Origin of the sequence: Mesorhizobium sp. LSJC285A00, from assembly GCF_000503155.1 — a bacterium.
Classification (GTDB): Bacteria; Pseudomonadota; Alphaproteobacteria; order Rhizobiales; family Rhizobiaceae; genus Mesorhizobium.
On the sequence record NZ_AYVK01000004.1, the window covers coordinates 25,431 to 38,302 of the forward strand.

14 protein-coding genes are annotated in these 12,872 nt (G+C 62.5%); 9 read left to right on the plus strand and 5 right to left on the minus strand.

The features are described from left to right. Positions 1-58: 58 nt before the first annotated feature. Positions 59-2,500: an FAD-dependent oxidoreductase gene (locus X726_RS162985; protein ID WP_023668195.1), complete on the plus strand. Its 2,442-nt coding sequence runs from the start codon at positions 59-61 to the stop codon at positions 2,498-2,500. A gap of 93 nt (positions 2,501-2,593) precedes the next feature. On the opposite strand, the gene X726_RS162980 is transcribed toward X726_RS162985, so the two are convergent. Continuing rightward, positions 2,594-2,986, minus strand: a complete 393-nt coding sequence (locus tag X726_RS162980; protein WP_023668196.1) for a DoxX family protein — start codon at positions 2,984-2,986, stop codon at positions 2,594-2,596. 207 nt (positions 2,987-3,193) lie between these two features. Here X726_RS162980 and X726_RS162975 point away from each other — a divergent pair, with 207 nt between their 5' ends. Then, positions 3,194-3,682 (plus strand): hypothetical protein, encoded by a 489-nt coding sequence (locus X726_RS162975; protein WP_023668197.1) that lies wholly within the window; start codon positions 3,194-3,196, stop codon positions 3,680-3,682. 76 nt (positions 3,683-3,758) lie between these two features. On the opposite strand, the gene X726_RS162970 is transcribed toward X726_RS162975, so the two are convergent. Continuing rightward, positions 3,759-4,535, minus strand: coding sequence for a VOC family protein (locus X726_RS162970; protein WP_023668198.1), 777 nt, complete (start codon positions 4,533-4,535; stop codon positions 3,759-3,761). A 192-nt stretch (positions 4,536-4,727) separates the two neighbouring features. Here X726_RS162970 and X726_RS162965 point away from each other — a divergent pair, with 192 nt between their 5' ends. Then, a complete protein-coding gene (locus tag X726_RS162965; protein WP_023668199.1) occupies positions 4,728-5,447 on the plus strand; it encodes a gamma-glutamylcyclotransferase in 720 nt (239 codons plus the stop codon). Between the two features lie 68 nt (positions 5,448-5,515). Here the strand turns inward: X726_RS162965 and X726_RS162960 are convergent, their stop codons facing one another. Continuing rightward, positions 5,516-5,959 (minus strand): hypothetical protein, encoded by a 444-nt coding sequence (locus X726_RS162960; RefSeq protein ID WP_156940612.1) that lies wholly within the window; start codon positions 5,957-5,959, stop codon positions 5,516-5,518. 213 nt (positions 5,960-6,172) lie between these two features. Here X726_RS162960 and X726_RS162955 point away from each other — a divergent pair, with 213 nt between their 5' ends. The 6 genes from X726_RS162955 to X726_RS162930 all read left to right on the plus strand — a co-directional run bounded on the left by X726_RS162955 (position 6,173) and on the right by X726_RS162930 (position 11,264). Next, a complete protein-coding gene (locus X726_RS162955; RefSeq protein ID WP_023668201.1) occupies positions 6,173-7,540 on the plus strand; it encodes an NAD(P)-dependent oxidoreductase in 1,368 nt (455 codons plus the stop codon). Between the two features lie 425 nt (positions 7,541-7,965). Next, a complete protein-coding gene (locus X726_RS162950; protein ID WP_023668203.1) occupies positions 7,966-8,319 on the plus strand; it encodes a hypothetical protein in 354 nt (117 codons plus the stop codon). A gap of 59 nt (positions 8,320-8,378) precedes the next feature. Next, positions 8,379-9,692 carry an NAD-dependent dihydropyrimidine dehydrogenase subunit PreA gene (gene preA / locus X726_RS162945; protein ID WP_023668204.1) on the plus strand — a complete coding sequence of 438 codons (1,314 nt, stop codon included), beginning with the start codon at positions 8,379-8,381 and terminating at the stop codon, positions 9,690-9,692. Between the two features lie 109 nt (positions 9,693-9,801). Then, positions 9,802-10,320 (plus strand): Rrf2 family transcriptional regulator, encoded by a 519-nt coding sequence (locus X726_RS162940; RefSeq protein WP_023668205.1) that lies wholly within the window; start codon positions 9,802-9,804, stop codon positions 10,318-10,320. A gap of 31 nt (positions 10,321-10,351) precedes the next feature. Next, entirely contained in the window at positions 10,352-10,810 is a 459-nt protein-coding gene (locus X726_RS162935) for a carboxymuconolactone decarboxylase family protein (protein WP_023668206.1), read from the plus strand. A 76-nt stretch (positions 10,811-10,886) separates the two neighbouring features. Further along, positions 10,887-11,264: a DoxX family protein gene (locus X726_RS162930; protein ID WP_023668207.1), complete on the plus strand. Its 378-nt coding sequence runs from the start codon at positions 10,887-10,889 to the stop codon at positions 11,262-11,264. Positions 11,265-11,266: 2 nt separating this feature from the next. Here X726_RS162930 and X726_RS162925 read toward each other — a convergent pair whose 3' ends face one another. Together X726_RS162925 and X726_RS162920 are read right to left on the minus strand one after the other, a co-directional pair. Next, positions 11,267-11,989, minus strand: coding sequence for an SDR family oxidoreductase (locus X726_RS162925; protein ID WP_023668208.1), 723 nt, complete (start codon positions 11,987-11,989; stop codon positions 11,267-11,269). After that, positions 11,986-12,825, minus strand: coding sequence for an SDR family oxidoreductase (locus X726_RS162920; RefSeq protein WP_023668209.1), 840 nt, complete (start codon positions 12,823-12,825; stop codon positions 11,986-11,988). The genes X726_RS162925 and X726_RS162920 overlap by 4 nt, the downstream gene beginning before the upstream one ends. Between the last annotated feature and the right edge of the window lie 47 nt (positions 12,826-12,872).

The following is a 12,872-nucleotide window of genomic DNA, read 5'->3' on the forward strand; positions in this document are numbered from 1 at the left end:
GGCGCTGCCTTTCTGATTCACCTTATCTCCTCAACTCGTTGATAACAGAGCAAAACTCATGAAATCGCATGCAAAGGTCGTGGTCATTGGCGGTGGCGTCGTCGGGTGCTCCGTGCTGTTCCATCTGGCGCGTCATGGCTGGACCGATGTCGTGCTTTTGGAGCGCGACGAGCTGACCTCCGGCTCGACCTGGCATGCGGCCGGCGGCATGCACACGATCAATGGCGACCCCAACGTCGCCAAGCTGCAGAAATACACGATCTCGCTCTACAAGGAGATCGAGGAGCTGTCGGGACAGGCGACCGGCGTGCATCTGACCGGCGGCGTGCTTCTGGCGGCGACCGAGGCGCGGCTCGACTGGCTGCGCGGCGTCGTCGCCAAAGGGCGTTACCTCGGCATCGAGCTCGAAGAAATATCGGCCCATGAAGCGGCCGAGCTGATGCCGCTGCTCGACCCGAAACAATTCGTCGGCGCCGTCCGCAACAAGGAGGACGGCCATCTCGATCCCTCCGGCGTGACGCATGCCTATGCCAAGGCCGCGCGGAAACTGGGCGCCGAGGTCGAGCGCTTCACCAAGGTCGAGGACATTGTGCGCCGGCCCGACGGCATGTGGCGCGTCATCACCAACAAGGGCGAAGTGGTGGCCGAGCATGTCGTCAATGCCGGCGGGTTATGGGCGCGCGAGGTCGGCCGCATGGTCGGGCTGGAGCTGCCGGTGCTGGCAATGGAGCACATGTACCTGATCACCGAGGATATGCCCGAGGTGGCGGCGTGGAACGCCAAGACGGGGACCGAGATCATCCATGCCGTCGATTTCGATGGTGAGCTGTACCTGCGCCAGGAGCGCGGCGGCATGCTGATGGGCACGTACGAGAAGGCCAATAAGGTCTGGTCCGAATTCCAGACGCCGTGGAATTTCGGTCATGAATTGCTGGAGCCGGACATCGACCGCATCGCGCCGTCGCTCGAAGTCGGCTTCCGCCATTTCCCGGCCTTCGAGAGGACCGGCATCAAGCAGATCATCAACGGGCCCTTCACCTTCGCGCCGGACGGCAATCCGCTGGTTGGGCCGGTGCGTGGCCTTCCCGGCTTCTGGGTCGCCTGCGGCGTCATGGCGGGCTTTTCACAAGGCGGCGGCGTCGGCCTGGCGCTGTCCAACTGGATGATCGAGGGCGATCCCGGCGCCGACATCTGGGCGATGGATGTCGCGCGCTACGGCGACTGGGCGACGATGGCCTACACCAATGCCAAGGTGCGCGAGAACTATTCGCGCCGCTTCTCGATCCGTTTCCCCAATGAGGAGCTGCCCGCCGGGCGGCAGCTGAAGACGACGCCGATCTATGATCTGCTGTCGGCCAAGGGCGCGCAATGGGGCGTGTCCTATGGGCTGGAAGTGCCGCTCTGGTTTGCGCCCGAGGGTGTCAAGGACGAGTTCTCGTGGCGGCGGTCCAGCGATTTCACCCATGTCGCCAATGAGGTCGCGACTGTTCGTGAGAGCGTCGGCCTGGCGGAGATTTCGAACTTCGCCAAATACAAGGTGACGGGAGAAGGGGCGGCCGCTTGGCTCGACCTGATCTTTGCCTGCAAGTTGCCCAAGCCAGGCCGCATGACGCTGGCGCCGATGCTGAAGGATGACGGCAAGCTCATCGGCGATTTCACGCTGGCCAATATCGGTGCCCCCAATTCCAACGGGACCGAGTGGTTCATCGCCGGCTCCGGCATTGCCGAGCAATATCATATGCGCTGGTTCGAGGCGCATTTACCTGCGGATAGCTCAGTGCGCATAGAGGCGCTGGGCCAGAGGCTGACCGGCCTCGCCATTGCGGGGCCCAAGGCGAGGGAGGTGCTGGCAAAGGTCAGCCGCGCGGATGTCGCCAACACCGCATTCCCCTTCATGGCGGTCGCGAAAATGGACATCGGCACGGCGCCGTGCCTGGTCGGCCGCGTCAGCTACACCGGCGATCTCGGCTACGAGATCTGGGTGGCGCCGGAATATCAGCGCGCTGCCTTCCAGGCGTTGATGGCGGCAGGCGAGGAATTCGGCCTCGGCCTGTTCGGCTCGCGCGCGCTCAATGGGCTGCGGCTGGAGAAAAACTACGGCTCATGGGCGCGCGAATACCGGCCGATCTACGGGCCGCTGGAGGCCGGGCTCGACCGTTTCGTCGCCTATGGCAAGGATGCCGATTTCATCGGTAAAACCGGCGCTCTTGCCGAGCGCAAGCAGGGCGGCAAGCTCAGGCTGCGCACATTTATCCTCGATGCCGACGATGCCGATGTCATCGGCGACGAGCCGATCTGGTACGATGGCGCGGTGCGCGGCTGGGTAACGTCGGGCGGCTATGCGCATCACTCGAAGAAATCCGTCGCCATCGGCTATGTGCCGAAGGAGATCGCAGACAAGAGCGACGGCTTCGAAATCGAACTTTTGGGCAAGCGCCACGCGGCGCGCGTTCAGGCAGCGCCGCTCTTTGACGCGAACTTCGAGCGAATGCGCGCCTGAAGCGCTTCGGCTTCGCCGAGGCGCTTCAGATTCTTGGTGCAAGTCGTTATCCCAAAACCGCTGCGCACTTTTGGGCGACATGCATTAGGCGCGTCAGGTGCTGCGGCGGTTGTCGAGCGCGAAAGCGCCGGCGCCGGCAAACACCAGATAGAGGAAGATGAAGCAGAAGGAGATCGCCGCATCGCCGCCGTTGTTGACCGGGAAGAAGTCGCGCGGATAGTGCGCCATGAAATAGGCGATGGCCATCTCGCCGGCCAGAAGGAACGCGACCGGGCGGGTGAACAGACCGAGCGCCAGCAGGATGCCACCGGCGAACTCCAGGATGCCTGCCGTCGCCGTCAGGCCGATAAGAGCGTGAGGCTCGGCGCTGACCGGAAAATTGAACAGTTTCTGCGAGCCATGCTCGAGGAACTGCAGGGCCGTCATGATGCGCAGGACGCCGAGTGCCTGCGGCTGAAATCTGGCGAGACCGTCAAAAAGCTTCATCTAAACTCCATTTTTCCAACCATGTGGCCCGGCCATAAATCATCACCCGGCGCTGGACCATTCACTTCCCATGGCCTGTCATCAACAATCGGTGATTGCAATTATTTCCAGTCTGACTTCGAAATTTGCTCTCGTTATGGTTGCATAGATCTCGTTAAGGTTGTATATCTGCGAGTAGACACTCCAAACCAGACGGGTTCCTTCGCCATGAAAAAAGCCGCCATCAGCCTGTTCGCAATCCTCGCAAGCACCAGTTTCGCCATGGCCGCTGATGCTGGCTGCGATGCCTTCAAATGGCCGGTGACACGCGAGCAGGAACTGTTTCCGGCAGCGCCCGCCGCGCAGTCCGGTGCCTCTCTTGCTTTCGGCGAAGCCGCGGATATGGCGCTGGAGCCCGTCGATGCGGTCAGCTTCACGGTCTCACCGCAACGCGCGCCGGCAGCCGGCACGTTCGGCGCGACGGCAAACGTGGCCGTGCCAGCGGAAGGAGAGCTCCAGATCAGCCTGTCCGAGGAGGCCTGGGTCGACGTCATTCAGGATGGCCAAGCCGTGAAATCAGCGGGTTTCAGCGGCGTGAAGACCTGCCCCGGCATCCGCAAGAGCGTGCGCTTCAAGCTGACGCCTGGCGCAGCCACGATCCAGCTCAGCGGCGCCAGGAAAGAGAACCTCAAAGTCGCGGTGCTGGCGCCGGAGTGACCGCGCCCGGACGCGCCTCTCATCGCACCGGCAGTGCGATGAGAGCAGTTTCCGTGCAGGCGAGTACCGGAGGGGGTCAGCGGCCCGGCGCGATCAGCGCGAAATAGGCGCCTTGCGGATCGGTGAACTGGGCAATCCATTGGCCGGTCTGAACCGGCATCGGACCCATGACGATCTTGCCGCCATTGTCGGTGACGCGTTTGGCGGCTGCGTCGATGGCGCCGACATTGAAGTAGAACAGCCAGACCGGCACCGGCAGCGGTTGCGGCTTGTTCATGATGCCGCCGCCGGATTCAGGGCCGGCCGAGAAGGTCTGATAGATGCCCATCTCGCCGACGTCCATGCTACCGGCATCGGTCCAGCCGAACTGGCTTGAGTAGAAATCGAAGGCCTTCTGGCGGTCGGCCGCATAAAGCTCGTGCCAGCCGACATGGCCCGGCGTCGTTGCCGGAAGGACGGGCTGGTCGGGCCCACTGGGCTGCAGGAACATGAAGGCGGCGCCTTGCGGGTCGGCGACGACGGAGAAGCGGCCGACGCCGGGAATGTCGTCGGGTTCGCGGTGAACAGCCCCGCCGGCGGCTTTCAGTGCCTCGGTCGAGGCATCGGTATCGCTGGTGTGGATATAGCCGAACCAGGCCGGCTTCAGACCCGTCCTGGCTGCTTCCTCGGGCAGGGTCATCAGCCCGCCGACGCCACGCTCGGCGGAGTTCACCACGATATAGCGCGGCATGCCGGGCGCCTTGTCGAAGGGCTCGGCCCGCCAGCCGACCACGCTGGTGTAGAACGCTTGCGCCGCATCGAGGTCGCTGGTCATCAACTCGTACCAGAAGAAGGGCATTGGGGATCTCGGCATTCTCGGTCTCCTCACCTATGCATAGATCGTCGTCCGATCCATCAAAGGACGTTTTCAGCGACGCGAATCCGACAGCGAACCGGAGAAAATTCAACGGCTGCGTTGACACATCGTTCCGCACTTCGCCCCACCGACGCCTTGCACGTGCGGCGGTTTTCGACTTTCCTTGGGCAAACGAGGGGTAGTCGTTTCATGCGCCTTATGTCGCTCACGCCTGAGCTTGTGTCACTGTGTCATCGCGAAGAGGTCGATCCCGGACCCGACTGCAGTTGGACGCAGCTGAACGATGAGGATTTTCGCACGCTTGCCTTACGGCTCTCCGACGAAGCCGATGCGGGGCCGTTATGGGTGTTCGCCTATGGCTCGCTGATCTGGAAGCCGGCTTTCGAGCCCGTCGAACGCCAGCGCGCCACTGCGTTTGGCTGGCATCGCTCCTTCTGCCTCGACATGGTGCGCTGGCGCGGCAGCGTCGCGCAGCCGGGGCTGATGATGGCGCTCGAACGCGGCGGCCGATGCGACGGCGTCATCTACCGCCTGCCCGACGGCGACAAGCCGCAGCAGATCGAAAGATTGTTGCGGCGCGAGATCGACGACCATGAGAGTGTCAGCTCGGTCCGGTGGGTTCCCGTGCGCACGGAGCAGGGCCGGATACGGGCGCTCGGCTTCTGGGTCGGGGTGACGGGCAGGGGAACCTCGCTTGGGCAGCCGCTAGATCGGGTGGCGCGGGTGTTGGCGCGGGCCTGCGGCCATGTCGGCTCGGGTGCGGAATATCTCTACAACACCGTCAGCCACCTCGAGGAATTCGGCATCCGCGACCGCAATCTGTGGCGGCTGCAGCAACTGGTTGCCGACGAGATCAGGTCGATTCATGGCGGCCCCTCAGATGCCAGCCTACAGCTGGCACCTTCGTAGCGAACAGCCACCAATCTTGGCCTGTGCCGGAGCGTATGCGGTTTCAAGGCGTTTCGCTCCTCGGGTGATCAGATCCAAGAAGGAGTGGCTTCACGAGCAATGACCTCAACCGTGCATTCGAGACTGAGCAGCAGAAAATGCGTACAGTCTACTGTCGGGCCAAGTGTCGATCGCAACCAATGCGAGTTCTCCACTCGCAGGATCGGCCACCTGTAGGAGGCTTGCCTGCCAGATCCAATCAATGGGATCGAGGTGTCCGCACGGATTTTGGTCAGTCCCAGCATGTCATCATGGGCAGCCAGGGCTACTACCCCTTGAAAATCGATCTTGAGAGTTCGTTCCGATGTCCCGAAGTCGCCTTCGACGGTCAGCTCAAAGTTATTGTCGGATTTTAGACGCCACACCTGACAGGCAGCCAGAGGTAAATCTCCCACGGGCTCCCACCGGTGAGCCGTCTCCCTATCATCGGTCATCGTCTTCTCCGTTGAATGAAAGCCGCGCATCGTGCTCAAGCGCCCTATCATTTCGCGCTGGCCTGGAACAGCTTGCCGCGACTTGGAGCTTGTCGCGCTCCCCTCTTTGAGGACGCAACCGTCACTCATAACATGAGCAACTAAATCATATTATCAGCTAGTCTTTTCAGCGGCTTGGGTCGAAAATTGACCAATTGATAAAAAAATAAAACGTGCTAGCCTTTCCCAAAACGAAAACATGGGGAACTGACGATGCCAGAAGGCCAGTTCAAGGACGGCATTGCCGGCGGCCGGCTTGCCGCCGACCAGTACGCCGAGAATTTTTCCGACCTGCATCCGCCGCTCGATCACCACGAGGCGCTGGTCGAATCAGACCGCTGCTATTTCTGTTACGATGCGCCGTGCATGAATGCGTGCCCGACCTCGATCGACATTCCCCTGTTCATCCGCCAGATATCGACCGGCAACCCGATCGGTTCGGCCAAGACGATTTTCGACCAGAACATATTGGGTGGCATGTGCGCCCGCGTCTGCCCGACCGAGACGCTGTGCGAAGAGGTCTGCGTGCGCGAGGTGGCGGAAGGCAAGCCGGTGCAGATCGGCCGCCTGCAACGCTACGCCACCGATGTCGCCATGGCCGAGCACAAGCAGTTTTATCCGCGCGCTGAATCGACCGGCAAGTCGGTCGCCGTCGTGGGCGCCGGACCGGCCGGTCTTGCCGCGGCCCACCGGCTCGCCCGCCAGGGCCATGACGTCACCATTCTGGAAGCCCGCCCGAAGGCCGGCGGCCTCAATGAATATGGCATCGCCGCCTACAAGAGCATCGACAATTTCGCCCAGGCCGAGGTCGACTATGTCATGGGGATCGGCGGCATCGATATCCATAACGGCAAGGCGCTCGGCCGCGACTACCAGCTGTCGGACCTGATCCTGAATTACGATGCCGTCTTCCTCGGCATGGGGCTAGGCGGCGTGAATGCGTTGCGCGCGGATGGCGAGGACGCCGATGGCGTTGTCAATGCGGTCGAGTTCATCGCCGGGCTACGCCAGGCCAGCGATCTCGCGAGCCTGCCGGTCGGCCGGCGCGTCGTCGTCATCGGCGGCGGCATGACGGCGATCGATGCCGCGGTGCAGTCGAAGCTGCTCGGCGCCGAGGAGGTGACGATCTGCTACCGGCGCGGCCAGGAGCACATGAACGCCTCCGAGTTCGAGCAGGATCTGGCCGCGGCCAACGGCGTCACCATCCGCCACTGGCTGCAGCCGAAGCGGGTCATCGCCGAGGCTGGCAAAGTGTCGGGCATCGAGCTCGAATACACCGCTATGAACGGGGACAGGCTTGCCGGCACGGGCGAGACGCTGACGCTTACCGCCGACCAGGTGTTCAAGGCCATCGGCCAGAGCTTTGTGCCGGCCGCGCTTAATGGAAGCGGCGCCTCGATCGATCTTGAAGCCGGCCGCATCAAGGTCGATGCGGAAGGCCGCACCTCGCTCGCCAATGTCTGGGCCGGCGGCGACTGCATCTTCGGCGGCGACGATTTGACGGTCTCGGCCGTCGCGCAAGGCCGCGACGCGGCGGAGAGCATCAACCGGGCACTGGCTGGAGGAAGCTGGAATGCCTAACGTCGTCAAGTTCGTTGGAGCTTTAAGCACGAGCCTGTTGCTGTTTTCTGCCAACGCCTCGGCGGCTCATCGTGTGACCAGATATTTTGATCAACCGGACGTTCGCGCAGGGGAGGCGTTCTCTCCTATGCTTGGGTGCGGGAACGAGGAGCTCATCTCTGGAGGTTACGCGCTTGATATCCCGCCGGCCAACCCTACTGCGTTGGTTGTATCGGCAAGTTATCCGTTTAGCGACCATGTGTGGCAGGTCGTCGTCCGAAACGATTCGAGTGAGCCTGTAGCAGTTCAGATGACTCTTGTTGTGATCTGTAGCTAGCGGAGAGAGTTATGACCGACATCCGCAACAATTTCGTCGGCATCAAATCGCCCAATCCGTTCTGGTTGGCCTCGGTAAAGCCGACCCGCTTGATCAACCGGGCACTGCGATGATCGCGCCGATCCTCGCTGCCGTCATCGGCACCGCGGCAATGCCGGCGGCTTCACCGGACTATTGGCTCTATACGCAATGGTGTGACGCGAAGGGTGAAGAGCGGATGTCCGTCGAGGCATCCGGTGTCGGCTTCAGCGAGCACACGATCTGCCAATGGACATCCGGGCCGCCAAGCGGCGATCATGTTGAGACAAGGATTTCATGCGCCAGCGTCTATCTCAACGGGGACGAGACCGTGCGCATGGATGAAAAAATGGTCGGGCTGGAAGCGCGCAAGGGCGATCCGGACCAGATCACGGTAACGGTCGAAGGTGAACCGCCATCGGTTTTTCTTCGATGCGAGGAATGATCCGATAGGCAACGCTTTAAGGTGGCGGTAAGCCCGCCACGGCCAGAGGAGAAAGACCCATGGCAGACATCCGCAACAATTTCGTCGGCATCAAATCGCCCAATCCGTTCTGGCTGGCTTCGGCGCCGCCGACCGACAAGGCCTACAATGTCATCCGCGCCTTCAAGGCGGGCTGGGGCGGCGTCGTGTGGAAGACGCTGGGCGAAGAAGGTCCGCCGGTGGTCAACGTCAACGGCCCGCGTTATGGCGCGATTTGGGGGGCCGACCGGCGCCTGCTCGGCCTCAACAATATCGAGCTGATCACCGACCGCGATTTGCAGGTCAATCTGCGCGAGATCAAACAGGTCAAGAAGGACTGGCCCGACCGCGCCATCGTCGTCTCACTGATGGTGCCATGCGTCGAGGAAAGCTGGAAGGCGATCCTGCCGGTGGTCGAGGAGACCGAAGCCGACGGCATCGAGCTCAATTTCGGCTGCCCGCACGGCATGTCGGAACGCGGCATGGGCGCGGCTGTCGGCCAGGTGCCTGAATACATCGAAATGGTAGTGCGCTGGTGCAAGGCCAACACCCGCATGCCTGTCATCACCAAGCTGACGCCGAATATCACAGATGTGCGCAAGCCGGCGCGCGCCGCACTCTCCGGCGGAACCGACGCGGTGTCGCTGATCAACACCATCAACTCGATCACCGGCGTCGACCTCGACAGTTTCGCGCCGCAGCCGACCATCGACGGCAAGGGCTCGCATGGCGGCTATTGCGGCCCGGCGGTGAAGCCGATCGCCATGAACATGGTGGCCGAGATCGCCCGCGATCCGGAAACGCGCGGCCTGCCGATCTCCGGCATTGGCGGCATCACCACCTGGCGCGATGCGGCTGAATTCATGGCGCTCGGCGCCGGCAATGTGCAGGTGTGCACGGCGGCGATGACATACGGCTTCAAGATCGTGCAGGAGATGATCGCCGGTCTCGAAAACTGGATGGACGAGAAAGGCCACGCCTCGCTCAACGACATTGTCGGCCGCGCCACGCCCAACGTTACCGACTGGCAGTATCTCAACCTCAATTACATCGCCAAGGCGCGTATCGACCAGGACGCCTGCATCAAATGCGGCCGCTGCCACATCGCCTGCGAGGACACTTCGCACCAGGCAATCACCAACATGGTCGACGGCGTCAGGCATTTCGAGGTGATCGAGGCCGAATGCGTCGGCTGCAATCTGTGCGTCAATGTCTGCCCGGTCGAGAACTGCATCACCATGGAGCCGCTGGCCGCCGGCGTGATGGACCAGCGCACCGGCAAGCCGGTGTCGCCGGTCTATGCCAACTGGACGACGCACCCGAACAACCCGATGGCCAAGGTGGCTGCGGAGTAGGGAACGGGTCGAAGAAAAAAGCGGCGCTTTCGAGCGCCGTTTTTCATTTTCCAATTGCAGATAAAATTTATCTAGGATAAAAGATATCCATGAATAGGAGCGCAACATCGTGAAACTGGGCGAGGGTGTAGAAGCGGCCATCCATTGCGCGGCCACACTGGCCAGCGTGGAGGGCAACAGCACGATACCGGGTGCTGCTTTGGCAGAGTCCTTCGGCCTGTCGCCGAGCTATCTGCTGAAACATCTGAACCAGCTGACTGCTGCGCGCATCCTGGAATCGGTGCCGGGACCGGCGGGCGGCTACCGGCTGGCGCGTCCGGCCGAGCGCATCACGCTGCTCGATATCGTGCTTGCGGTCGAGGGTCGCGAGCCGGCCTTCCGCTGCGGCGAGATCCGCCAGCGCGGCCCGGTCAAGATCGATGCTTCGGCCTATGTGAAGCCGTGCGGCATCAATGCCGCGATGCTGAAAGCCGAGCGTGCCTATCGTGCCGCTCTCGCGGAAACCCGGTTGTCCGACATCGTGGCTGACTACAAGGCCGAAGGCGATCCGCGATCGTTTGCCGCCAGCTGTGCCTTTGTGGCGCGCCATCAGCGGCCGCAGAAACCCGCTTCGACCAAACAGATTTAATCCCCCGCAAACAGATGTGAAAGGAAAGACGATGAAACAGAGACTGCAATTCTTCGCCAAGGCGCCTGAGATCATGAAAGCCGTGTCGGCGCTCAACAAGGCGGTCGACGAATGCGGGCTTGAAGTGAGCCTGCTGCATTTGATCAAGCTCCGCGCCTCGCAGATCAATGGCTGCTCCTACTGCGTCGAGATGCATAGCCGCGAGGCGAGGCGCGATGGCGAAACCGAGACACGGCTCTATCTGGTTTCGGCCTGGAAGGAATCGCCGCTGTTTTCCGAGCGCGAACGCGCGGCGCTTGCTTGGACCGAGGCAACGACCCTGATCGCCAACAATGGCGTTTCGGACGAACTCTATGCCCGCACGCTAGAGCACTTCTCGGAAGAGGAACTGGTCAAGCTGTCGGTCGCGATCGGCATGATCAACACCTGGAACCGGCTCTGCATCCCGTTCCACGCCATTCACCCGATGCCGGCTGCCAAAGCAGCCTGACCGTCCGGTTAGTCATGGAGCGCCGTGGAAAGGGCGGCGCTCCACCTGTTTCATGCTTAAGTACGGGGAAGATTTCATGCCTGTCGATTTGCCTTCGACCTTTTTGTTTCTCGGCCGCCTGTTGCTCGGCGGCGCCTTCGTTTGCGCCGGCCTGCGCAATGTTCAGAACGAGACCTTCCTGACAGGGCTGATGACCGCGCGCGGCGTGCCGCAGGCGAGATTGGCGTTGTGGGCCGGCATCGTCCTGCAGACCATTGCCGGCGCGCTGTTGATGGCCGGCCTGTGGACTGCGACCGCCTGCGCCGTGCTGCTGCTGTTTCTCATCGTCGCCACGCCGATGTTCCACAATTTCTGGGACCATCAGGGCCCGGACCGGGCGTCGCGCATCAACGGTTTCGTAGGCAACGTCGCACTGGCCGGAGGCCTTCTCACGCTGATCGCGCAGTCGCTGTAAGGTCACGCCGCGTAGCGCAGGCCGCCGTCGCAGGTCAGCACCTGGCCGGTCATGAAGCCGTTGGAGACTAGAAAGGCGATTGCGCCGGCGACGTCTTCGGCGCGGCCGATCCTGCCCACCGGGGTTTTGCCGGCATATTCGCTGAACACCGCCTGCCGCTGGTCTTCGGCCAGGAAATCCCACCACGGCGTGTCGATGACGCCGGGCGCCACGACATTGACGCGCAGCGGCTTCAGTTCGACCGCCAGGATCGGCACCACCGTCAACAGCATGCCGTTGACGGCGGCAATGCCAGCCACGCCGGGCGCCGACAATTGTGCCGACACCGCCGAGATGAAAGTGACCGATCCCGATCTGTTGAGCGTCGGCAAGGCAGCCTGCAGGCAGGACAGCTGCGGCCTGACTTTCTCGTCGACGCCGCCGGCGATGTCTGAGAGATCGAGGGTTTCGAACGGCCCAAGTCCCTTGCCGCCGCTCGCAGCCAGCACGAGGTGATCGAACGGTCCGAGTTCCCCAAAGAAATGGCGGACTTCATCCGGCTTCGAAGCATCGAAGGCAGCTTTTTCGGCGGCGCCGCCGAGGCTCTTCCAGGCGCTGGTGAGCTTGTCCTGGCTTCGTCCGGTGATGGTCACCTTCATGCCTGGGCCCAGCAGTTTTCGCGCCGTTGCGAGGCCGATGCCGGATGAGCCGCCGATGACGACCGTGTGTTCGATCTTGCCGGTCATGAATGCTGTTCCTTCGATTTTGCGGAGACTTGGCCGACGAAGTCGAGGCTCAGGGTTCGCAATTGCTGTCTGGCCTTGGCGTCATAGGCTTGTGCTTCGGCGCGGGATTCCTTTAGGCCATCGAAATAGAGGCCACTGCGGCCCTCCAGGGCGGGCGATGTCGCGAGGTTGAGAATGGCGTCGGCGCCGGTCTCGACCGAGCTCCATGGCGTCACGCCGGCTTGGCGGACCATGGTGGTGTTCATGTAGCTCGCTGGATGCAGAGCGTTGACGGTGACGCCGCTGCCTTTCAACTCTCCGGCCAGGTCGATGGTGAACAGGATCTGCGCCAGCTTGCTCTGGCAATAGGCGCGCACGCCGTCATAGGAACGTGTCAGCATGACATCGCCGAAATCGATCGCCTGCTGGCCGGCCGAAGCGACGTTGATGATGCGCGCCGGCGAACTCGCCTTGAGCAGCGGCAGCAGTTCCGAGGTCAGCAGGAAACCGGCGAGATAGTTGACCGCAAAGCGCAGTTCGAAGCCGTCGGCGCTGAGCTGTCGCTTGGCGCCGGCCGTGCCGATGCCGGCATTGTTGATGAGGATGTCGAGCCGGTCGGTTTTTGCGCGTACGGCCTCGGCAAGGCGGCGGACCTCGGCTAGCGAGGCGAGGTTGGCGGCGAGGAACTCGGCCTTGCCGCCGGCGGATTCGATTTCTGCGACGGTTGCCTTGCCGCGAGCCGCGTCACGGCCATGCACCAGCACGCGCGCGCCGCCGGCGCCCAGCCTTTGCGCGACGACACGGCCGACGCCGTCGGTCGAACCGGTGATGAGGATTGTCTTGTCTTTCAGATCCATATTCAGAGCCTCCATCTCTCTGGATGGAAGATGGGGCGCCTGACCCA